This is a genomic window from Nitrosomonas sp. Nm84, from assembly GCF_003201565.1.
Taxonomy (GTDB): domain Bacteria; phylum Pseudomonadota; class Gammaproteobacteria; order Burkholderiales; family Nitrosomonadaceae; genus Nitrosomonas.
The window spans coordinates 49,309-70,647 of the sequence record NZ_QJJP01000012.1 but is presented as its reverse complement, the minus strand read 5'-3'; the positions used below and the strand labels follow the sequence as shown (position 1 = coordinate 70,647).

The 21,339-nt window shown below is 43.8% G+C and carries 20 protein-coding genes; 7 read left to right on the top strand and 13 right to left on the bottom strand.

The window, feature by feature from the left end; all coding sequences use genetic code 11:
• Window positions 1-82: 82 nt before the first annotated feature.
• The 8 genes from ispC to fnr form a co-directional block, all read right to left on the bottom strand.
• Window positions 83-1,270, bottom strand: a complete 1,188-nt coding sequence (gene ispC, locus C8R34_RS08025; protein ID WP_110339598.1) for a 1-deoxy-D-xylulose-5-phosphate reductoisomerase — start codon at window positions 1,268-1,270, stop codon at window positions 83-85.
• Window positions 1,267-2,091 carry a phosphatidate cytidylyltransferase gene (locus C8R34_RS08020; protein ID WP_110339596.1) on the bottom strand — a complete coding sequence of 275 codons (825 nt, stop codon included), beginning with the start codon at window positions 2,089-2,091 and terminating at the stop codon, window positions 1,267-1,269. The genes ispC and C8R34_RS08020 overlap by 4 nt, the downstream gene beginning before the upstream one ends.
• A gap of 14 nt (window positions 2,092-2,105) precedes the next feature.
• On the bottom strand, window positions 2,106-2,873 hold the full coding sequence (gene uppS / locus C8R34_RS08015) for a polyprenyl diphosphate synthase (protein WP_110339594.1): 768 nt from the start codon (window positions 2,871-2,873) through the stop codon (window positions 2,106-2,108).
• A gap of 1 nt (window position 2,874) precedes the next feature.
• Window positions 2,875-3,432, bottom strand: a complete 558-nt coding sequence (gene frr / locus C8R34_RS08010; protein WP_110339592.1) for a ribosome recycling factor — start codon at window positions 3,430-3,432, stop codon at window positions 2,875-2,877.
• A gap of 52 nt (window positions 3,433-3,484) precedes the next feature.
• The gene (gene pyrH, locus C8R34_RS08005) at window positions 3,485-4,201 is read right to left on the bottom strand and encodes a UMP kinase (RefSeq protein WP_110339590.1); all 717 of its coding nucleotides are present in this window, start codon (window positions 4,199-4,201) and stop codon (window positions 3,485-3,487) included.
• Window positions 4,202-4,238: 37 nt separating this feature from the next.
• Window positions 4,239-5,120, bottom strand: a complete 882-nt coding sequence (tsf, locus tag C8R34_RS08000; protein WP_110339588.1) for a translation elongation factor Ts — start codon at window positions 5,118-5,120, stop codon at window positions 4,239-4,241.
• A 145-nt stretch (window positions 5,121-5,265) separates the two neighbouring features.
• Window positions 5,266-5,988 carry a 30S ribosomal protein S2 gene (gene rpsB, locus C8R34_RS07995; RefSeq protein ID WP_110339586.1) on the bottom strand — a complete coding sequence of 241 codons (723 nt, stop codon included), beginning with the start codon at window positions 5,986-5,988 and terminating at the stop codon, window positions 5,266-5,268.
• 294 nt (window positions 5,989-6,282) lie between these two features.
• A complete protein-coding gene (gene fnr / locus C8R34_RS07990; protein WP_110339648.1) occupies window positions 6,283-7,035 on the bottom strand; it encodes a fumarate/nitrate reduction transcriptional regulator Fnr in 753 nt (250 codons plus the stop codon).
• Between the two features lie 228 nt (window positions 7,036-7,263).
• On the opposite strand from fnr, the gene hemN reads away from it, so the two are divergent.
• Window positions 7,264-8,664 carry an oxygen-independent coproporphyrinogen III oxidase gene (gene hemN, locus C8R34_RS07985; RefSeq protein ID WP_258364424.1) on the top strand — a complete coding sequence of 467 codons (1,401 nt, stop codon included), beginning with the start codon at window positions 7,264-7,266 and terminating at the stop codon, window positions 8,662-8,664.
• Window positions 8,665-8,707: 43 nt separating this feature from the next.
• On the opposite strand, the gene C8R34_RS07980 is transcribed toward hemN, so the two are convergent.
• Window positions 8,708-9,019, bottom strand: a complete 312-nt coding sequence (locus tag C8R34_RS07980; RefSeq protein ID WP_110339584.1) for a cytochrome c — start codon at window positions 9,017-9,019, stop codon at window positions 8,708-8,710.
• Between the two features lie 700 nt (window positions 9,020-9,719).
• On the opposite strand from C8R34_RS07980, the gene C8R34_RS07975 reads away from it, so the two are divergent.
• The 6 genes from C8R34_RS07975 to yut all read left to right on the top strand — a co-directional run bounded on the left by C8R34_RS07975 (window position 9,720) and on the right by yut (window position 17,633).
• Complete coding sequence (locus C8R34_RS07975) at window positions 9,720-10,472, top strand: DUF2490 domain-containing protein (protein WP_110339582.1); 753 nt, start codon at window positions 9,720-9,722, stop codon at window positions 10,470-10,472.
• Window positions 10,473-10,669: 197 nt separating this feature from the next.
• Window positions 10,670-13,570 carry an RNA polymerase-associated protein RapA gene (rapA, locus tag C8R34_RS07970; RefSeq protein ID WP_110339580.1) on the top strand — a complete coding sequence of 967 codons (2,901 nt, stop codon included), beginning with the start codon at window positions 10,670-10,672 and terminating at the stop codon, window positions 13,568-13,570.
• A 509-nt stretch (window positions 13,571-14,079) separates the two neighbouring features.
• Complete coding sequence (locus tag C8R34_RS07965) at window positions 14,080-14,643, top strand: OsmC family protein (RefSeq protein ID WP_110339578.1); 564 nt, start codon at window positions 14,080-14,082, stop codon at window positions 14,641-14,643.
• Between the two features lie 113 nt (window positions 14,644-14,756).
• Entirely contained in the window at window positions 14,757-15,944 is a 1,188-nt protein-coding gene (locus tag C8R34_RS07960) for an NAD(P)/FAD-dependent oxidoreductase (RefSeq protein WP_110339576.1), read from the top strand.
• A 44-nt stretch (window positions 15,945-15,988) separates the two neighbouring features.
• Window positions 15,989-16,627, top strand: a complete 639-nt coding sequence (locus C8R34_RS07955) for a TetR/AcrR family transcriptional regulator (protein ID WP_258364423.1) — start codon at window positions 15,989-15,991, stop codon at window positions 16,625-16,627.
• 37 nt (window positions 16,628-16,664) lie between these two features.
• Window positions 16,665-17,633: an urea transporter gene (gene yut, locus C8R34_RS07950; protein WP_110339642.1), complete on the top strand. Its 969-nt coding sequence runs from the start codon at window positions 16,665-16,667 to the stop codon at window positions 17,631-17,633.
• 103 nt (window positions 17,634-17,736) lie between these two features.
• Here the strand turns inward: yut and ychF are convergent, their stop codons facing one another.
• From ychF to C8R34_RS07930, 4 genes are all read right to left on the bottom strand, one after another.
• On the bottom strand, window positions 17,737-18,828 hold the full coding sequence (gene ychF, locus C8R34_RS07945) for a redox-regulated ATPase YchF (RefSeq protein WP_110339574.1): 1,092 nt from the start codon (window positions 18,826-18,828) through the stop codon (window positions 17,737-17,739).
• A 78-nt stretch (window positions 18,829-18,906) separates the two neighbouring features.
• Entirely contained in the window at window positions 18,907-19,476 is a 570-nt protein-coding gene (gene pth / locus C8R34_RS07940) for an aminoacyl-tRNA hydrolase (RefSeq protein WP_110339572.1), read from the bottom strand.
• Window positions 19,477-19,587: 111 nt separating this feature from the next.
• Window positions 19,588-20,214 (bottom strand): 50S ribosomal protein L25/general stress protein Ctc, encoded by a 627-nt coding sequence (locus C8R34_RS07935; protein WP_110339570.1) that lies wholly within the window; start codon window positions 20,212-20,214, stop codon window positions 19,588-19,590.
• A gap of 63 nt (window positions 20,215-20,277) precedes the next feature.
• Window positions 20,278-21,228: a ribose-phosphate pyrophosphokinase gene (locus tag C8R34_RS07930; protein ID WP_110339568.1), complete on the bottom strand. Its 951-nt coding sequence runs from the start codon at window positions 21,226-21,228 to the stop codon at window positions 20,278-20,280.
• Window positions 21,229-21,339: the final 111 nt, after the last annotated feature.

The window sequence follows — 21,339 nt, the reverse complement described above, 5'->3', positions numbered from 1 at the left end:
TCATTGAGTAAATGCAAGGTAGATACTATCATTAATTAAGAAAAATTGAATCCATCATCATTAACAAGTTTTTTCGTGGCACTTATTGCAGATTTGCAAGCCACTCTTGTGCTTTGTCACGCGCTAATGCGTCTGTTCTTAGCACATCATCCAGCGTAGTCATCTCTTCCCGTTGTATTGTTTGCATAACATGTGCAATCATGGTTGGGATCGCTGTGAATGCCATGCGTTTTTTAAGAAAAGATTCTACGGCGACTTCATTGGCAGCATTTAGCACTGCGGGCATGTTTCCACCCGTGGCAAGTGCTTGATACGCTAATCCTAAGCATGGGAATCTATTAAAGTCAGGCGCTTCAAAATCAAGATGAGCAACTTTGAACATATCTAAAGCGGATACCCCACTTTCAATTCTATCGGGATAGCCCATGGCATGCGCAATCGGTGTACGCATATCAGGATTACCAAGCTGCGCGATGACCGAGCCATCGACATAGGCAACCATCGAGTGAATCACACTCTGTGGATGAATGACCACCTGGATTTTATCCGGCGCGGCATCAAACAGCCAATGCGCCTCAATGACTTCCAAGCCTTTATTCATCATGGTGGCTGAATCCACTGAAATTTTCTGTCCCATGTCCCAATTGGGGTGCGCGCAAGCCTGCTCAGGCGTTACTTTCTCAAAGGAAGCTAAAGGAGCGCAGCGGAATGGACCACCCGAAGCGGTGAGCAGTATACGACTGATACCTGCTGCAGCTAAGTTACCATTAAAGTGATGCGGCAATGATTGATAGATCGCGTTATGTTCGCTATCAATAGGCAACAGTGTGGCATTGTTTTGCTTGACCAGATCCATGAAAATCCGCCCAGCCATAACTAACGTTTCTTTATTGGCGAGTAACACCAATTTTCCTGAGCGAGCTGCTGCAAACGTCGGACGAATACCGGCAGCCCCTACAATGGCTGCCATGACAGCATCTACTTCTGGCAGGGAAGCTACTTTTTCTAATGATTCAATGCCTGATAAGACTTCGGTATCGATTCCGGCTGTTTGTATTGCTTGAGTCAATTGCTCAGCACTTTCTGCGTTTAACATTACCGCATAGCGTGGCCGGAAACGTTGACATTGCGACAGCATCTTTTCAGCACTATTGTTGGCAGTCAGTGCAAAAGCCTGGAAACGTTCAGGATGACGCGCGATGACATCGAGCGTGCTTTCTCCAATACTACCGGTAGATCCGAGTATAGTTATTTGGCGGATAGTTTTCATAACGAAGGAGAGTAATAAATGAGTAATGCCAGCGTAGCAAGTGGCAATGAAGACGTCAGCGCATCAATGCGATCGAGTATGCCGCCATGACCTGGCAGAATGCTGCCACTATCCTTAACACCCGCCTGACGCTTTATCAGTGATTCGTACAAATCTCCGATAATGCCTAGGATGGCCATAGTCATCAGTAATGGTATCAATGTTATCGCTGAAGACTCTTCGGTTATCCAGAAATTCCAAGCTAAGCCATATATCAATACAGCAATTAAAGCACCCGCGACACCTTCCCAAGTTTTATTCGGGCTAATCGTATAGGCAAGTTTATGTTTGCCTAGCGATCGTCCGGTGAAGTAGGCTGCTGTGTCTGAAATCCAGATGGTTGCCATAAAACCCAGTAAGAGCAAGGGACTGATAACGCGTAATTGATATAGCGCCAGACAGGTTGGTAGCAATACTATCCAGCCAATCAACATCCAGATCACGGGATTTTTAATGGTATAAAGTTGTTTTAGATAGAGTGGTGCGCCCACTATCCAAAAAATAACCGACAAGATGTATACCCATAGTAGATCGGATGAATAGATGCTGGTCTGTACAGATTCACGCAATAGAAACAATAATTCTCCGCCTACTAATACCGTGAGTAGCATATAAGCGATGGTGTTTCGGACCGAGAGTTGTGCTAATTTACTCCATTCACGTGCACCGATGGCTGTCAGCGCCAGTAAAAAAGTTACCCAGAAAATGTCTTGCAAATAGAATATTGCGGATAGAAATAAAGGCAAGATGATGATTGCGGTGAGAATACGAGCTTTAAGCATGTATATTGCTCTTCTTATCCTTCGGCAGATAACGGCATCTGAAGCTGCTCGCTGGTGCGGCCAAATCGACGCTCCCGCTGTTGATAAGATTGAATGGCTAACTCAAGTTCATGTTCATTGAAATCAGGCCATAGCGTATTTGTAAAATATAATTCAGTATAAGCGAGCTGCCATAGCAAAAAATTACTGATGCGATATTCTCCTCCGGTACGAATAAATAAATCCGGTTCGGGCGCATAGCTTAGAGAAAGATATTGTGCCAGATTTTCTTCCTCGAAGTTAAACGGTACCTCGGATGATTGCGCCATCATTTTACGCATAGCCTGCATGATATCCCAGCGCCCCCCGTAATTGGCGGCGATAGTGAATGTTAGCCGTGTATTTTGAGCAGTTAATTGTTCGCCGTTCTGGATGAACTCTATTATTCTAGGTTCAAACTTTGATATATCGCCGATTACTTTAAATCGAATACCATTTTCATGCAGCTTGGTAATTTCTTGCTCCAACGCACCTGTAAAAAGTTGCATCAAAAAAGAAATTTCTTCTGCAGGTCGGCGCCAATTTTCGCTGCTGAATGCGAACAAAGTGAGGTAGGCAACATTACGCTCTATACAGGCTTTTATAACGCCACGAACGGTTTCAACGCCTTGCTGATGTCCAGCCATACGAGGCATGAAGCGATTTCGAGCCCACCGCCCATTACCATCCATGATAATAGCGATATGTTTGGGCATTAAACCTGTTTCAGGTATCTCTAATGTTGAACTTGGGCCTTGAGGCATATCAAACAGCCATCAGTTCGGCTTCCTTGATTTGTAAAACTTTATCGATCTCAGTGATGTAACGATCAGTCAATTTTTGAATATCGTCTTGACCGCGACGCTCATCATCTTCCGATATTTCTTTGGATTTCAGTAATTCTTTCAAGTGCGCATTGGCATCTCTGCGTATATTGCGCATTGCAATACGAACAGCTTCCGCCTCATGTTTTACCACTTTAATAAGATCTCGGCGTCGTTCTTCAGTGAGCGCCGGCATAGGAACACGGATGGTTTCACCAACAGGCATTGGGTTTAAGCCCAAATCAGATTCCCGAATTGCTTTTTCAATTGCACTGCCCATTTTTTTTTCCCAAGGAATAACGCCGATGGTTCGTGCATCAATTAAATTGATATTGGCCACTTGGTTGATTGGTGTGGGTGTTCCATAATAATCAACGGTAATATGATCAAGGAAACCAGTATGTGCTCGCCCACTTCTGACCTTACTTAAATCTACTTTTAATGCTTCGAGGCTTTTTTGCATTTTTTGTTCAGCAGATTTTTTTACATCAACAATCATAATATTTATCCCTTTTGCATCTTTATTTCAAGAGATTACAATCAAATTTGGATCAGACTGTTACTAACGTTCCTTCATCCTCTCCAATTATTATACGTTTAAGAGCTCCGACCTTAAAAATACTAAATACATTTAATGGTAATTTCTGGTCACGACAGAGTGTCAATGCTGTTGCATCCATCACTTGCAAATTCTTGGCAATCGCTTCATCAAAAGATAACTTATGAAAACGCGTTGCTTCTGGGTTGGTTTTGGGGTCGCTGGTATAGATACCATCCACCTTGGTAGCTTTAAGCATAATATCGACATTCATTTCCATGCCCCGTAATGCAGCCGCAGTATCTGTGGTAAAAAAAGGATTTCCGGTTCCTGCTGCGAAAATAACTATTCTACCGTCTTTCAGATAGCGTATCGCTCTTCCGCGGATATAGGGTTCCACCACTTGCTCGATGCGCAAAGCGGATTGTATGCGCGGTACCAGTCCAACCAGCTTCATGGCATCTTGCAATGCCAAAGCATTCATGACGGTAGCCAGCATGCCCATATAATCTGCAGTAACACGTTCAAGCCCGCTATTGGCCGATTGCATGCCACGAAAAATATTACCACCACCTACAACGATTGCGATTTCAACCCCTAATTTACTGATTTCTTCAATCTCAGCAACGATTCTTCCCATTACTGCGTGGTTAATGCCATATTTATCTTCGCCCATCAGGGCTTCGCCGGAAAGCTTGAGTAAAATGCGTTTATAGGCAGTTGTGGTCATAGAGGGTGGATTTTTGAGAGTACCGTAACTTAAATGATTATACTTGTCCCATCTGTGCTTTTACTTCCTCAGCAAAATTCTCAGATTTCTTTTCTATACCTTCGCCTACAACAAACATAGTGAAACCATTTACTTTGGCAGATTTTTTAGCCAATAATTTTTCCACGGTTTGTTCTGGATCTTTGACAAAGGGCTGGCCTACTAATGTTATTTCGGCTAGATATTTTGCGATGCGCCCATCAACCATTTTTTCGATAATATTCGCTGGCTTACCACTATCGGCGGCTTGCGCAGTAAAGATCTGACGTTCGTGTTCCAATACATCTGCCGACACCTGTTCCTTGGATACACACATAGGTTTGCTGGCAGCAATATGCATCGCTAAATCCTTGCCCAGTACTTCATCTCCACCTGTGTAATCTACCATGACACCGATTTTGGTTCCATGGAGATAGGATGCCAGTTGGCCTTGTGTCGTATGGTGTGCACAACGGCGGATGCTGATGTTTTCACCCAATTTCATGATTAGTGCCTTGCGGGTTGATTCCACAGTTTCGCCGGAAGGGAGCGATGAGTCACTTAATGCCGCGATGTCAGTCAAGCTTTTGGTTGCTATGAGTTCAGCCAGGTTCTTGGAAAAATTAATGAAGTCGTCGTTCTTGGCGACAAAATCCGTTTCGCAATTGACTTCAACGAGCGCACCGCAGCGACTATCTGCTGAGATATATGCGCCAACGACACCTTCCGCTGCGATTCGGCCTGCTGCCTTACTTGCTTTGGCGCCACTTTTAATTCTCAACAAATCCTCAGCTGCTTTCAGATCACCAGCAGTCTCTGCCAAGGCTTTCTTGCACTCCATCATGCCGAGCCCTGTCATTTCACGCAGTTCTTTTACCATGCTTGCGGTAATTTCTGCCATTTTTACTTTACTCCAGATACAAAATTAGTTTACGAATGAGATACAGATACTTACCAGATTGAGAGTACGCTTATATTCTATACAAATCTGGTAAGTTGCACATTCCAATATGCTTGATGAATACTAAAGAAAAACAGTTTTTTGTTTATTCAGCTTCTGCAGTACTCATTTCAACAATTTCTTGAATAGCTTGATTACGTCCTTCCAGAATAGCATCAGCTACACCTCGGGCATATAAGCGTATTGCCCGGCTTGAGTCATCGTTTCCTGGGATGATGTACTGTAAACCATCCGGATTATGATTGGTGTCCACTACGCCAATGACTGGAATACCAAGTTTTCTAGCTTCTGTAATAGCACCCTTCTGATATCCAACATCAATGACGAATAAAGCATCGGGAAGGCCTTTCATGTCTTTGATGCCACCTAGGCTGTTGTTGAGTTTGTCTAATTCTCTTTGTAGATCAAGTGCTTCTTTTTTTACTAACTTATCCAGCGTGCCATCTTGAACCATATTTTCCATATCTTGTAAGCGCTTGACAGATTGTTTTATGGTCTTGAAATTAGTCAACATTCCGCCTAACCAGCGTTGGTCTACATAAGGAGAATTGCAACGCATTGCTTCCTCGCGCACAATGTCGCGTGCCTGCCGCTTGGTACCAACAAACAGGATAACACCTTTGTTCGCTGATAATTGACGTACGTATTTCATGGCTTCTTCGTACATCACCAAGGTATTTTCAAGATTGATGATGTGAATTTTATTACGATGGCCAAATATATACGGGGCCATTTTTGGATTCCAAAAGCGTGTTTGGTGTCCAAAATGAACACCTGCTTCCAGCATTTGTCGCATGGTTACAGACATAAGTTCTCCTTTAGGATTGAGCCTCCATTCACCGCGATTGCCCCACATGCAGAGTATATTTTATAGGTGAATGTGCGAATTTAATTTGACTTGCATATAATGCAGGTATTACAGCCAGTTACCAATAATTGAGAGTCAAATTATTTGTATATTATAGCATTTTCCAATACTTACTCAAGTTGACATGAAATAGAATAAGCGTGTTGACGATTTTTATGCTGTGATGGAAATTTTTCCAGAGAACTGATCTGATAAGATATTCTGTTGATTCGTGGCAAAGATCATCAAGGCTTGCTAGGTATCACAAGTTGTGTTTCCCATTTTCATTCTTAAGCGAGTAATATCGTTTATTTGTATATGCTTGTTATCGACTCTAATGATATTTTCATCCTGAAGTTTAGAAAAAGCGCGACTAACGGTCTCTAGTTTAAGGCCGAGGTAGCTGCCAATCTCTTCGCGCGTCATGCGCAGATTAAAATTGCATTCGGAATAGCCACGCATTAGAAACCGGCGCGATAAGTTGAGCAAAAAGGTTGCCAGACGTTCTTCCGCTTTCATACTGCCTAGCAACAGCATAACCCCGTGATCTCGTACTATCTCACGACTCATAATTTTATGAAAATGACGCATCAGTGATGGGATAGCGCGGCTGATTTCCTCTAATTTCTCAAAAGGAATCTCGCATACTTCGCTATCTTCAAGGGCGATCGCATCACACGTGTGTATTTCAGTACTGATAGCATCCAATCCCAGCAATTCGCCTGTCATATGAAAACCGGTAACTTGTTGCCGTCCATCTTGCTCGAGTATGCAGGTCTTTAAAAATCCTCTGCGAATGGCGAATAGTGATTGAAACTTTGAGCCTGCGCGATAGAGTGTTCCGCCCCGTTGAATTTTGCATTTATGGCTTACTACATCGCCGAGTGTTTGTATCTCTTGCTCATTAAGGCCGACCGGCAAGCATAGTTCGCGCAAACTACAAGTTGCGCAGCTTGACCTGATGTGTGAGATGTCAAGATGATTACATGTTGAGGTTTCTAGAGGCAAAGTATTTTCCAAATGTAAAAAACTACGTATTCATACTCCGGTTGATTTGAATCAAAGCTGGTATTTGTGATTTATGCATAATCTTACCGATATTATCCAAGAAAGTGGAGCTTCTTTTTTGATTTGAACAAGTATTTAGGGTCATGCGGATTAGTGTCATTAGATTTACTGATTACACCTCAATTTTAATTTCTTTTGACTTCAATCGTTACAAAGGGAAATATCTTAGTGCATTCGTCATCGGTTGCTGATTTGCTGGAAATTAATTCGGACCTTATGCGCCATTTCGGATGTCATTATGCAGACTATCGCGTGTATCCGGAAATAGATTCTTTTGTTGAAACATTTGACGCGCATCGATATTCAGCTTGGTTTAGTCGTCGTAAGACTGGGTCTTTTCGTAGATCGTTGTCATTGTACGTGCATATTCCTTTTTGTCATTCCGCATGCTTTTATTGCCATTCTAATCAGATTGTTTCCGATACTCATGAGAGTATAAAAAAATATCTCGATTATTTGTCACGTGAAATAAGACTCCAGGGCCAGTTACTTAAAAATGCCCCCATAGTTGAGCAATTGTATTTCGGAGGAGGCACACCTACTGTTCTGAGTAATGCGCAATTAAGCGGCATCATCAACGACATCCAGAAAAATTTTAACTTAATAAAAGCGGGAGAGCTTTGCATAGAGATTGATTCGCGGCAAATTGCTAAACTTTCTATGCCTGCATTGAAAGCAATCGGTTTTAACTGTGCAATTATCGGGGTACAGGATTTTGATCAACTGATACAGCACTCCATACATCGTATTCAAACAGAAGATGCTACATTGTGTGCTATTCGCGATGCGCAACAGGCAGACTTTAAAACAATCAGAATTGAATTGATTTATGGATTACCTAAACAGGACCTAGAAAAATTTGCCTATACTTTGGAAAGCATTATTGCTGCAAACCCGGATCAAATTAACTTATTGAATTATTGGCATCTACCAGAGAAATTCAAGCCGCAGCGAGGCATTAACTTAGAAGATTTGCCAAATGAAGAAATGAGGGTTGAGATGTTGTTGCTTGCAATTACTCGTTTAACTGACGCGGGTTATATGCATATTGGCATGAATCTTTTTGCTAAACAGGATGATCAATTAGTCATAGCGCAACGGCAAGGAAAGCTGCATTATGGTCTGCAAGGTTATTCGATTCATCCTGATTGCGATCATATTGCACTAGGTGTCTCGGGAATCGGAAGTATCGGGCCGACCTTAAGCCAGAATTATTGTGATCTTCTACACTATTACGACAAGCTAGAACACGGCATACTTCCAATTATGCATGGGATTGAATTAAGTGCTGACGACTTGATGCGCCGTTCCGTTATGCAAGCGCTTATTTGTCACTCAGTACTCGCATTCGAATCGGTGGAAACTTTCTTTTCAGTCGAATTTAAATGCTACTTTGCAACGGAATTAAAAGAACTGCTGATGTATGCACAAGCTGAATTGATAACGCTGGATGATGAAGAGATTGTTGTTACACAGAGAGGGCAGCTGCTGATTAGCAGTATTTGCGGAGTCTTTGATAAATGCCTGCATATCAATCAGCAGCGCAAAAACTATTCGCTGCTGATATGATTTAATTCCACCTACGCGTCTATTCAAACTGCCGAGTGAAATACTATTTATTGACTTGACTATTAGTCAGAACATACTCGGCTAAACGATCTGCAGCTTCACCTTGAATATTTTTGAATGCTGGCATTCTCATGCTTCCCGACTGGAATTTCTTAATAATCGCTTCCTTATTAGCAACTTTTTCACTCAGCACCATCGCAACATTGGCGCTTATTGGTTTGTGGCACTCCGTACAGGCTGAACTGAAGATCGTTTCGCCAGAAGCACCTGCCGGAGGAGTATAGTCTTTACTAGTTCCACAGCCGACTAATATCAATAGTGCCGACATTGTTAACGCACAATTTAATTTTTTCATTTTATAACTCCGGTTTGCAGTTTTATTTAATTCAGTTCTCAATAACACGGAAGAAATTTCATCTTCCCGTTAAAAAATTAGCTACAGTAGCATTATATAATCAAGTCGCCATATAATCAGGCTACCATACCCAGTGTTATGATAATTTGTCAAACAAATGTTTTAAGTCGATTGTTGGTTATTTTGTACTCACCTTTTTTGATGTTGTATTTAATGCATTGATTATTATATTAATTTGTGATGAAAAGAAGTGTTTATTTTAATAAAGGTGAAAGTTCTTAAGAAAATAACGTCGACTTAAGGTGTCAAGCCTTAGTGAGAACAATTGAAGTACTACCGCACATTGTGGTTTTTCTTGACACTTTCTTAACAATTGCCATGTTATTGTGCGCAGCTGTGTCATAAAAAGATGTCATTAGAGTTCTTGGATTTCTAACTTAGGTTATTAAATCTTAATTGTAATTAGCTACAATAATTATGTTTGTTGTGGTCGTTTTCGTTAACACTTTTTTAACATTTATTGTGTTAATGTGCGCGGCTGTGTGAATAGTAAGAGAGCGTGAGAATTCATTTTTCAGGCGAGAAAGTCAAGTAACTATCTACATTTAAAATTAGTGTAGTTGTTGCATGCGATAAATATTGCTTTATTTATATTAACTAACAGCTTCAGAGAATTATATTGTTTTAAAAGGGAGATTGCATGTTTAAGAAAATAAACAAACTTGTTTTATTGGCTGCGTTTGGTTTGGTTTTTAGTAATCCAGTTGCCGCCGATGCTACAGCCGAAGATTTTCAGGTGTGGGGCGCTGTTTTTTCACAAGGTAATTTTGGTTTTGTCAATCAAAATAATCCGGACTTAAAAAAATTCAGATGGTGGATGGAAGGTCAAGGACGTTTCGGTAATGATGCTTCTCAATTTACGCAATCCTTGATACGTCCCGGTTTAGGCTATGCGATAACCGATAAAATTGTTGTGTGGGCAGGTTATGCTTGGGCGCCTACAGCTGAGCCACTAGCCGCGCGTCCATTTAATGAGCATCGCATTTGGCAACAAGTGACTTGGGCAGATAATTTCTCATTCGGTAGATTATCGGCGCGTAGCCGTTTTGAGCAACGCTTCTTTGATCATCATGCACCCATTGCTGGTAATGATGATGTGGGTCATCGATTCCGTCAATTGGTTAAACTGGCGGTTCCAATGCCGGCAATAGATCCGAATCTTAGTTTTATCGTTCAGAGTGAATTGTTTATCGCGATGAATAGCGTTGATAATCATGCTTTCATTTCTCGTGGCTACGATCAGAACCGCGCCTTCGTTGGATTGGGTTACAAAGTCAATCAGTATGCAACCGTTGAATTGGGCTATATGAACCAATTCATCAACAGGCCGCATAGCGCTCGTCCCGATCAAATGATGCATAATCTGGTAGCTAGTTTGTTCCTGAATTTCTAATATGCAGTAGTGATCAAACACAATATCCGGCACACAGCCTGATGTTATTCAGCCGACTAATTTCCTGGGATCCGGGAAATTAGTCGGCTGAAATTTTTTTGCTTGCCGGAATCTCAATTTCTCTGGGAAAGAGTAATATTTTTCTTCCGCTTCCATTACCATACAGCTCCTTTTCAATTACACAGCCAAAGTAATACATGCACGATTTTAAGCCGGGTCAACGTTGGATTTGCGATGCTGATTTACAACTGGGTCTAGGTACAGTCCAGAATGTTGAACATAGAGCAATCAGTATCGCTTTTGGGGCGGTGAATGAAACTCGCTCATACGCCAGACTTTCAGCGCCGTTGACACGTGTTGTTTTCAAGGTGGGAGATGTCGTCAGTAGCCATGACGGCATTTCATTGAAAATCGAGCAGGTGGATGAGCATGATGGCCTGGTTGTCTATTCCGGCACCAGTGAGAGTGGAGATTGGCTTGAACTCGCCGAAGAACAGCTAGCACACCATCTGCAATTGAATCGTCCGGCAGAACGCTTATTTACCGGCCAGTTTGATCAGGACAAATGGTTCCGGATTCGCTATCAAACCTTGCTGATACGTAATCAACTGGCAAACGCGCCGCTATACGGACTGATCGGTACTCGTACCAGCCTGATTCCGCATCAACTCTATATTGCGCATGAAGTTGCGCGTCGTTATGCGCCCCGTGTTTTACTGGCGGATGAAGTGGGATTGGGAAAAACCATTGAAGCGGGATTGATACTACACCAGCAATTGTTGACAGAACGTGTCAAGCGCATACTCATTGTGGTTCCAGAAACATTGATACACCAATGGTTGGTGGAAATGTTGCGGCGTTTCAATCTGCAATTCAGCATATTTGATGAAGCGCGCTGCCAATCATTGGAAGAAGGCGATGAGTGGGAGAATCCATTTCATAGCGAACAACTCATACTTTGCAGCTTGAATTTTCTGTGTCAAAACCCAAAACGATTTCAGGCCGCATTGACAGGTAATTGGGACTTGTTGGTGGTCGATGAAGCGCATCATTTACGCTGGTCTGAACAGGAGGTCAGTCCGGAGTATGCCATGATTGAGCAACTGGCAGCCCGTATCAAGGGTGTGCTGCTATTGACAGCGACCCCGGAGCAATTAGGTAAAGCCAGTCATTTTGCGCGTCTGCGCTTGCTTGATCCGGATCGCTTCAATAGCTTTGCGGCTTTTGTTGCTGAAGAACAATCCTATGAACCGATTGCTAAAGCAGTCGAAGCGTTATTGGAAGGCCAGAAGCTGAGTGACGCAATCACACAGATGATTATCTCGACAGTCGATTCCGCGCAATGCAAAGAATTACTTGCGCAGCTACAAAGCCAGGAAGCAGATGAGGGACAAAGTTGGCGAGCAAGAAAAATGCTGGCTGAATTATTGCTGGATAGGCATGGAACCGGCCGCATATTATTTCGTAATACGCGTGCGGCGATTAAAGGATTTCCTGAGCGCAAACTCAATGCTGTTTCTTTGGCGTTACCCGCACAATATCAGCAATGTTTGACCACCTTTGAAACAACAAATCTGTCAAAACCCCAATTGTTGTTGTGTCCCGAATTACTTTACCAAGTCAGAGCCGAGCCGGAAGATCCCTATTGGACAGACGTAGATCCGCGTATTCACTGGTTAACTGTTACGCTCAAACAGTTGAAACCGGAAAAAGTGTTGGTTATTACCGCTAATGCGCAAACCGCCCGGGATATCGCTCAAGCACTCAAGATTCTGACTGGTCAATATATACCGGTATTTCATGAGAGTATGAGCTTGATTGAGCGTGACCGTGCAGCGGCCTATTTTGCTGATAAGGATATTGGAGGGCAGGTATTGATTTGCTCGGAAATTGGCAGCGAAGGGCGCAATTTTCAGTTTTCCCATCACCTGGTCTTATTTGATTTGCCGCTCAATCCTGATTTGCTGGAGCAGCGCATAGGCCGATTGGATCGTATCGGCCAGACTGATACCATCAATATCTATGTTCCTTATCTGGAGGATAGTGCATTGGCGGTCATGTTCCATTGGTACCACGAGGGATTGAATGCGTTTGAGAAAACCTGCCCGGCGGGCCAAACTGTCTTTATGCAAACGCAAGACGTGCTTATTGCTGCGCTGCACCAGCGCAAAACCCACGATGATACGTTGTCAGATCTAATCACTGTCACACAATCTGCTAATCAGTCACTTAATGAAGCATTAGAACGTGGGCGCGATAAATTGCTGGAATATAACTCTTTCCGTCCTGCTATATCGGAAAGACTGTACCAAGAAGCGTGCGCTCAGGATGACGATCCCGTACTGCCGCACTATATGGAAACGGTTTTTGACTGTTGCGGCGTGCATGTCGAAGAACACCGTGCCGGCAGTTATTTGATCGAACCGAGCGAGCACATGAGTATGCCGTTTCCCGGTTTAATGGACGAAGGTTCGGTGATTACGTATGCTAGGAATGTTGCGCTCGCCAATGAAGATATGTATTTCCTGACGTGGGAACATCCGATGGTCATCCACGCGATGGAACGAATTCTGAATCATGAAACCGGTAACGCAGTGGTTTCTGCCATGAAACATAAAAAGGTACAACCGGGCACCTTATTTTTGGAAAGCCTGTTCGTGCTGGAGGCGGGCGGGCAAGGTATGCAGCAAGGCAACCGCTATTTACCGCGCGCCGTGATTCGAATTGTGCTCGATGAGCAAGGCAGCGGCGACTATCCTTATCTCGACCGCGAATCGGTTAATCAACACCTGCAACCAGTTGCGGCAGCCATCGCCAAGCAAGTGATTCAACTGAAAGAAGACGTGATCCGCGAGCTACTGACAGCGAGCGAACAGGCAGCCGCAATGCAGGCACCACAACTCATCGCTGAGGCGGAAGCGCGCATCCAACAAACCTTCATTCCGGAAATCGAACGCCTCAAAGCCTTGCAACAAGTCAATCCGAATGTGCGTGAAGAAGAAATTCAATTCTTTGAACAACAATTTCAGCAACTGACAGACGCACTAAAATCAAGCAATCTGCGTCTCGATGCCGTGCGGGTGATTGTGGCGACTTAAAGAAGTCCAAAACAAGTGTTATTCCGAGTAAGAGCGAGAAATCTTTTGCATTGATTACTACAGATTTCTCACTGCGTTCGGAATGACAAATGCGGGTTATTTAGCATTTCCTAAGCGATTTCCAATGGTGACAAGCCATTGATGATTTTTCATCGTTTCCAGGTTCACGGTGATAACGCGCATGAACAATTCCATCGGGTAGCGCGGATTGCCCATCGCTTCGAAGGCCAAGTCGTCGGAAAGTTTTTAACGCTGCTAGACGTTCTACCAAGAAATGGCGCAATAGCGCCTCTATCTCTTAATTTTTTTGCAGAAAGTTTACCTGAATTCCAGTATTGGACTTTCAAGAATCCGCAACAGAACCGAATAGTCTCAATGATTATATTTAATATAGACCGATCGGTATGCTTTCTTTAAGAAATGTACTAGAATGGTGATTAATTGGATATATTTGAGGGATAGATGGAAGATCGGCTTTCATCATCCATACTTATCACGGAGATTTAGCTATGATTAATTCGACGAATGATATTACTGTGAACGGACTCGACTTCAATCGAATGCGAGAGGTTCTTGATTCAATCAAAGCGGATAGCCAAGGCGACATCGCTAACCCGAGATTCCAGACAACGGTAGTTTGGGATAGCGGCTATCACAGCACGGCGTGTGTCACCGATGGTCAATCGATCATTTCCGATGAGCCCAAGCGATATGGCGGCGAAGAGGTGGGTGTTACGCCAGAAGATTTATTGTTGGCTGCCGTTGGTTCCTGTCTAGTCAATACTTATATTGCTGCATTATCCGCCGCCCGCATCAATGTGGGATTCCTACGGATAAATGTTTCAGGTCGTGTCAATTTTCTAACCGCTTTTGGTTTGGAGGCTGGCGCACCTGGCTATGAGGCGATTAAGATCGCGGTCGATATACAGACCGACGCTCCAACAGAAAAAGTGACTGAGCTTATGGAAAAAGCATTTCCTGCCGCACCCATTCCTGACACGATCATGCGGCCAGTGCCCATCAAAGTCGAAATTGCCCACCATCTCGAAGAGAAAGCGATGCACCCATCCTGAGTGCATCATGCAATCGCCAGGTTTTTCAGGAAATCTTTTGTGTTGAAGCATATTGCTCTGACTATGTGATGCACGGTTTTGTGCATTGTTTATGATTCCCCACAATATTGATTATGAAAAATGATGATATACATGACGTAGTCGTGGTTGGTGCAGGTCCAGCGGGATTATCGGCTGCGTTTGAGTTGACTAGGGCAGGTTTAAATCCATTAGTGTTGGAACGTACGCCAGCAGTGGGAGATGTCTGGCGTAACCATTATGATGGCGTGCGCCTGAATTCCGGTCGTTATTTCTCTGCATTAGCAGGTAGCAAATTTCCCCTTTCTGCAGGGTCTTGGCCTTCGCGTGAAGAAGTGGTGCGTCTTTTGGAGACTTTTCCTGCTCGTGGAGGGTTTTCGGTTCAAACCAACATTGACATTGCGCAAGTTAACTATGATCGTGAACGAGATCTCTGGATTATTACCGGTAGCGATGGTAAACACTTTGAATCTCGCAGTGTTGTCATGGCAATTGGTGGGTGCCGCATTCCGATAATTCCTAAATGGGATGGGGCAGAATCCTTTCCAGGTGAGATCATCCATTCTTCGAAATTTAAGAGTGCCAAAGATTTTTCCGGCAAGCATGTACTGGTAATAGGCACGGGAAACTCCGCTGCCGAAATTGCCAGTAGGTTAACCGAGTACGCTAGCTCAGTCACCGTATCAGGTAGGACGCCCCCTCATATCCTGCCTAAAAGTATTTTCGGTATCCCATTGATTGGAATCGGCGTATGGACAAGGAGCTGGCCCAGCGCTGCGGTGGATCGCATATTGAGCTTTCTGCAACGAACAGTGATCGGGGATTTGAGTGCTTACGGTCTTCCCTATCCGAGCCTGCCACTTTCCAAACAATTCGATATAAACAATGTCGTGCCGATTCTTTATCGTCCTTTTGTTGATGATGTCCGTACGGGTCGGATTAAAATTGTGGGGCCGATACAGGAAATTACCGGGCGAACAGTACAAGCCCAGTATGCCATGAGAGCTTCTCCGAATAATGAGCACACATTGATTGCACTGGAACCCGATGTCATCATCGCAGGAACAGGATTCCGAACCGGTATTTCTAAACTGGTTCAAGTCCCTGGTATTGCTGACGAAAAAGATCGGTCGCTTATTTCGGGAGATCAGGAACACAAAGATGCTCCACGCCTTTATTTCATTGGACAAATCAATCCGCTAAGTGGACTATTGCGGGAAATTCGCCTTGAAGCTGAAAGAATCGCCAAAAAAATCAAAAAACAACTGGAAGAAGGACGATAATGAAAGCTTTTAATCATATTGCTCCCTCGCTCTGAAAGAGAAATATGCGCTCGAGTTTAGTCATGTTATATCCCGGAATGCAACAACGCTCAAAAAACAATTCAAGAAAAGAAACCAGTAAAAGAAAATTACTGAGTACAGCTTGCCGGTTGTTTTGCAAAGAAGGTATTCATGCCACTGGAATCGCCAGGATTATCGAAGAATCAGGAGTAGCTCGTCGTACCCTTTATCTACATTTTGGTTCGAAGGAAAACCTGCTCAAAGCTGTCTTTGAAGCTGAGGCAAGCATCTGGTTTTGCTGGTTCGATCGTGATCTTCCTGCTATGCAATGTTCTCCCATCGAACGTATCTTGGCTGTGTTCGATTTGATGCAAAGCTGGTTTGCCAGCAAAGATTTTTACGGTTGCGTATTTATCAATGCGGTTGCTGAACATGACAAAGGTAATAGCTGGATACAGGAGATTGCCAATCAGCACAGAGAGAAAATTAACGCCAGGTTGCAAGCGATGGTTATGGAAAGTGGCGCGAAAGATCCCGAGTTGGTAGCGGAGAAATTGAGCCTCCTGATCGACGGTACTATCGTAACCGCAATGGTGACGGGTAAAGGCGATATCGCCCATATTGGACGATTGGCTGCCGAAGACATTCTACGCAGTACTAATGTTTCTTGTATCGAAAAATGAAGATAAATGTAGATCCACTTTAAGAAAGGAAATCATCTTGAGCTGGCTACTAAATTTTGACAAGATATTACCGGGGTTTCTGCGAGTGTTGCTAAGAGGCGCTGGACAGGTGGTTTTTTGTGATAATGCCGCTACTGGACTGATCGTACTGGCGGCATTCTATACTGGCGGAATAATCACCGGGTTGGCGGCAACTATCGGCTTAATCAGCAGTACCGTGGCCGCTTATACTTTCAAGTTTGAAAAAAAAGATATTGAAGTGGGATTGTGTGGCTTCAATGGTGTGTTGGCGGGAGCCTGCTTATCAATATTTCTCGAGCATACGCCTCTGTTTTGGTTCTATGTCGTATTTGCATCCATGCTATCGAGCATCCTATGGGTTGCTCTGACAAGAACATTGCAGGCGCTTAATATTCCCGCAGCAACCTCGCCATTCGTTCTCATTAGCTGGATATTCCTGATGTTGATCTATGCATTTGATAACCATGCTCTTGGTTCGATATTACCAATAGCGAGCACGCAGCCAGTTGCAATAGACATTGGCGCTCTCTCGCTGGAAACATGGTTTACTGCGCTGATAAGAGGTATCGGTCAGATTGTTTTTACTGACAACCTATTTTCTGGTGGCTTACTTTTGGCTGCGATCACCATTACTACTTTACGCGGCGCACTTATGGTTATTGGCGGCGCTTTCATTGGGGTTATCATGCCAATGCTGATTGGCGTCAACCAAAGTGTCATTGAAACAGGGCTATATGGATTTAATCCGATTTTGACCATGATTGCAGTGGGTTGGGTTTTTTTTGCACACAACAGCAGAACTACTCTACTAGCTATTCTGGCCAGTATTTTAACCGTGCTTTGTCAAGCGGGATTGACGAGCTTGCTATCGCCATTAGGTCTTCCGGTTCTGGCCTCTCCCTTCATTCTCACCTTATGGATAGTTCTTTTTATTGTAAACAAATCTAGAAACATAAGCGGTGGCGGTGTTATCTTCCCGCGTTAGTTTCAGCCAGATTCTAAATCCGGCAAGTTGCAAGTCCTTATGTCGTTCGCTACGACAGGTCAATCGAATATGTCGCAAATTTCAATTTTTTGTGACATATGGATCAGACATTAAACCGGAAGTGCATCACATCGCCGTCCTTGACGATATATTCTTTTCCTTCCAGGCGCATCTTGCCGGCTTCCTTGGCGCCTTGCTCGCCATTACAAGCGATAAAATCCTCATAACTGATCACTTCAGCGCGAATAAAGCCTTTCTCAAAATCAGTATGAATAACAGCAGCGGCTTGCGGTGCAGTATCACCTTTATGGATGGTCCATGCTCTGACTTCTTTGACGCCGGCGGTAAAGTAGGTTTGCAACCCAAGCAATTCATAGCCCGCACGCACCAATCGGTTGAGTCCGGGCTCTTCTAGGTTAAGATCCGCTAAAAAGATTTGCTTATCTTCATCAGGCAACTCTGCAATTTCTGCCTCAAGTGCTGCGCATATGGCGACTACCGGTGCATTTTCGCTCGCTGCATATTCCTTTACGCGTGTTAATAATGGATTATTTTCAAAACCGTTATCGCTCACATTGGCTACGTAAATAGCCGGTTTTGCGGTTAGCAAACAAAGTGGTTGCAGTAATTGTTGTTGTTCCTTATCCAATCCGAGTGTTCTGGCTGGTTTGCCGCGGTCGAGATGCGCTTGCACCATTTCCAGTAAGGCGCACAATTTGATGGCTTCCTTATTGCCCGACTTGGCCACTTTGGATTCGCGTTGCAGTGCTTTTTCTATGGTGGAGAGATCGGCTAGAGAGAGTTCGGTTTGGATGACTTCAATATCCGATATCGGGTCGACTTTGCCGGCGACATGAACGACATTGTCATCAGCGAAGCAGCGCACCATATTGACGATACCATCCGTTTCACGAATATTGGCAAGGAATTTGTTACCAAGGCCTTCCCCTTTGGATGCGCCAGCCACTAGCCCAGCAATATCAACAAATTCGACGATAGCCGGTTGCACTTTTTGCGGTTTGACGATTTCACTGAGTTTTTGCAAGCGAGGATCCGGCACTTCAACAATGCCAATATTGGGATCTATCGTACAAAAAGGATAATTTTCTGCAGCGATCCCTGCTTTGGTGAGTGCATTAAACAATGTGGATTTGCCTACATTGGGCAGACCTACGATTCCGCATTTCAGACTCATGACCTGATTCTCATTAAAATTTGTTTGAACAATGGCATGAAGTTTTGCAAACTAATAGCATACAGCTTCTATATGCGCTTATGTTTTGGTGTGCAATTTTAACATGGCTGCTTCACAAGCGCCTTGAGCAAGGAGTGGCCACACTTCCAGGCTTCTCTCAATCGCTTCTGCAATTAATTGCGCTTCTTCTTTTCTGGGTGGATGTAATACATAACCGACCACTGCGCTACGATCACCCGGATGACCTATACCTATTCTCAATCGCCAGAAATCCTGCGTACCCAATTTTGCCGCAATGTCTTTGAGTCCATTGTGGCCGCCCAAACCTCCGCCTTTCTTTAACTTGACGATACCTGGCGGTAAATCGAGCTCGTCATGGATGACGATCATTTCTTCAACCTGGATTTTATAGAATTGACATAGCGCAACTACCGCACGTCCACTGACGTTCATATAAGTTTGCGGTTGCAGTAACCATAGATCAGTATCTTTTTGATCGACATGTGCACATAATCCATGAAACCGTATTTCCGGTTTAAGTGTGACATGTAGCATTTCAGCAAATCGATCGATCCACTCAAAGCCGGCATTGTGACGTGTGCCAACATATTCTTTGCCTGGATTGCCTAATCCAACGATAAGCTTCATGAAATGCGATAAGACAGTTGATGAGATAAGCTCAAAAGACAAATCTGCCGGTATTTGTTCAATCCCAGCAGATTTATCGAATTTTGAGTGCGATTGATTAGTTCTTTTTTATCAATCAGGCTTTTTCTCTGCGCTGGCTTCTTCAGCGGAGGCTTCATCAGAGAGCGCGGAGCGTGGAATGACAATCGTTGCAATCGCTGAATTATCGCCTTTTGCCAGTGCAACAATTTCGACCCCTTCGGGCAATATCAGATCACTTAAGTGCAGTGTATGTCCGGCCGTGAGTTCGGCTAAATCGACTGAAATGTATTCAGGCAAGTCTGTCGGCAAACAACTGATATCTACTTCAGTCAAGATATGCGTGACAATACCCCCGGATGTTTTTACACCGGGAGAAATTTCCGCATTGATAAAGTGCAACGGAACTTTCATGTGTATTTTTTTATTCTTATCAACTCTCTGAAAATCCACATGTAACACTTGATGCTTGAAAGGATGCATTTGTATATCGCGTAGCAACACTTGCTCTGTTTTTCCTGCAACACTGAGTGACAGAATGGATGCGTGGAAAGCTTCCAGTTTGAGCTTGTGAAATAAATCGTTATGGTCCATTTCAATCGATTGCGCTTCTTGATCACCGCCATAAATGATTGCTGGTACTTTACCAGAACCACGCAGGCGGCGGCTCGCACCCTTTCCCTGCAGTGTGCGCTTATCGGCACTAATTTCAATTTTCATTGCTATACTCCATAATTGTGATTTGTTCGCGACCAAACAAATCGGTTAAAAAAATGGTTCAGTTTATTCCATGAATAGTGAACTTAATGAACTTTCATTGCTAATGCGCAACATGGTTTCCGCCAGCAGATTTGCGATGCTCAACTGACAAATGCGATCACAAGCCAGCGCATCTTCGCGCAAAGGTATCGTATCGGTGACTACCAACTTATCCAGTGCCGAGTTTTGAATGCGATCCACTGCATTGCCTGATAATACCGCGTGCGTGGAGTAAGCTAGCACTGATTTTGCACCGTGTTGCTTTAATGCGTTAGCTGCTTCACACAAAGTGTTGGCAGTATCTACCAAGTCATCGATGATGACACATGTGCGATCCTTAACTTCACCAATGATGTTCATGACTTTTGCCTCATTGGGTTTGGGGCGCCGTTTGTCGATAATTGCCAGATCGCATTCCAAGCGTTTGGCCAAATGCCGGGCGCGTACCACACCACCAACATCAGGCGATACAACCATCAGATTCTGATAATTATGCTTCCAGATATCTCCCAGCAGGATGGGCATACCATAAATATTATCAACAGGAATATCAAAAAAACCCTGAATTTGGTCTGAGTGCAAGTCCATGGTCAACAATCGATCAATGCCAACGGTCGTCAGCATATTGGCAACTACTTTGGCGGTAATTGGCACACGAACAGAGCGTGGCCTTCTGTCCTGGCGTGCATATCCAAAATAAGGAATTGCAGCAGTGATGCGACCGGCTGAGGCACGCTTCAGCGCATCCACCATAACCAATATCTCCATCAGACTGTCATTGGTCGGTGCGCAGGTGGATTGCAATACAAAAACGTCTTTTCCTCGCACATTCTCAAGGATTTCCACCATGATCTCGCCATCACTGAAACGACCGACAGTCGCACGTCCCAGATGGATATTCAGATGCTTTACAGCATCCTGGGCCAATTTTGGATTGGCAGTACCGGTAAAAACCATCAAACTGTCATAAGACATGCTGTTTCTTTGAAATAATTAGCTGGAAAAGACGAACACTGGTTTTTCTTGTTAATATGAGTCGTTACAGAAGCTTAGAATATGATTGTATTGCTATTCATCTATTTTGTT

Bases quoted from the DNA above. Each gene is read 5' to 3' on its own strand.
- C8R34_RS07930 (WP_110339568.1), bottom strand. From the start codon at position 21,228: ATGTCTTATGACAGTTTGATGGTTTTTACCGGTACTGCCAATCCAAAA.
- rapA (WP_110339580.1), top strand. From the start codon at position 10,670: ATGCACGATTTTAAGCCGGGTCAACGTTGGATTTGCGATGCTGATTTA.
- pth (WP_110339572.1), bottom strand. From the start codon at position 19,476: ATGAAGCTTATCGTTGGATTAGGCAATCCAGGCAAAGAATATGTTGGC.
- ychF (WP_110339574.1), bottom strand. From the start codon at position 18,828: ATGAGTCTGAAATGCGGAATCGTAGGTCTGCCCAATGTAGGCAAATCC.
- ispC (WP_110339598.1), bottom strand. From the start codon at position 1,270: ATGAAAACTATCCGCCAAATAACTATACTCGGATCTACCGGTAGTATT.
- C8R34_RS08020 (WP_110339596.1), bottom strand. From the start codon at position 2,091: ATGCTTAAAGCTCGTATTCTCACCGCAATCATCATCTTGCCTTTATTT.
- C8R34_RS07955 (WP_258364423.1), top strand. From the start codon at position 15,989: ATGCGCTCGAGTTTAGTCATGTTATATCCCGGAATGCAACAACGCTCA.
- C8R34_RS07960 (WP_110339576.1), top strand. From the start codon at position 14,757: ATGAAAAATGATGATATACATGACGTAGTCGTGGTTGGTGCAGGTCCA.
- C8R34_RS07975 (WP_110339582.1), top strand. From the start codon at position 9,720: ATGTTTAAGAAAATAAACAAACTTGTTTTATTGGCTGCGTTTGGTTTG.
- pyrH (WP_110339590.1), bottom strand. From the start codon at position 4,201: ATGACCACAACTGCCTATAAACGCATTTTACTCAAGCTTTCCGGCGAA.
- uppS (WP_110339594.1), bottom strand. From the start codon at position 2,873: ATGCCTCAAGGCCCAAGTTCAACATTAGAGATACCTGAAACAGGTTTA.
- rpsB (WP_110339586.1), bottom strand. From the start codon at position 5,988: ATGTCTGTAACCATGCGACAAATGCTGGAAGCAGGTGTTCATTTTGGA.
- C8R34_RS07980 (WP_110339584.1), bottom strand. From the start codon at position 9,019: ATGAAAAAATTAAATTGTGCGTTAACAATGTCGGCACTATTGATATTA.
- C8R34_RS07965 (WP_110339578.1), top strand. From the start codon at position 14,080: ATGATTAATTCGACGAATGATATTACTGTGAACGGACTCGACTTCAAT.
- C8R34_RS07935 (WP_110339570.1), bottom strand. From the start codon at position 20,214: ATGAAAATTGAAATTAGTGCCGATAAGCGCACACTGCAGGGAAAGGGT.
- tsf (WP_110339588.1), bottom strand. From the start codon at position 5,120: ATGGCAGAAATTACCGCAAGCATGGTAAAAGAACTGCGTGAAATGACA.
- frr (WP_110339592.1), bottom strand. From the start codon at position 3,432: ATGATTGTTGATGTAAAAAAATCTGCTGAACAAAAAATGCAAAAAAGC.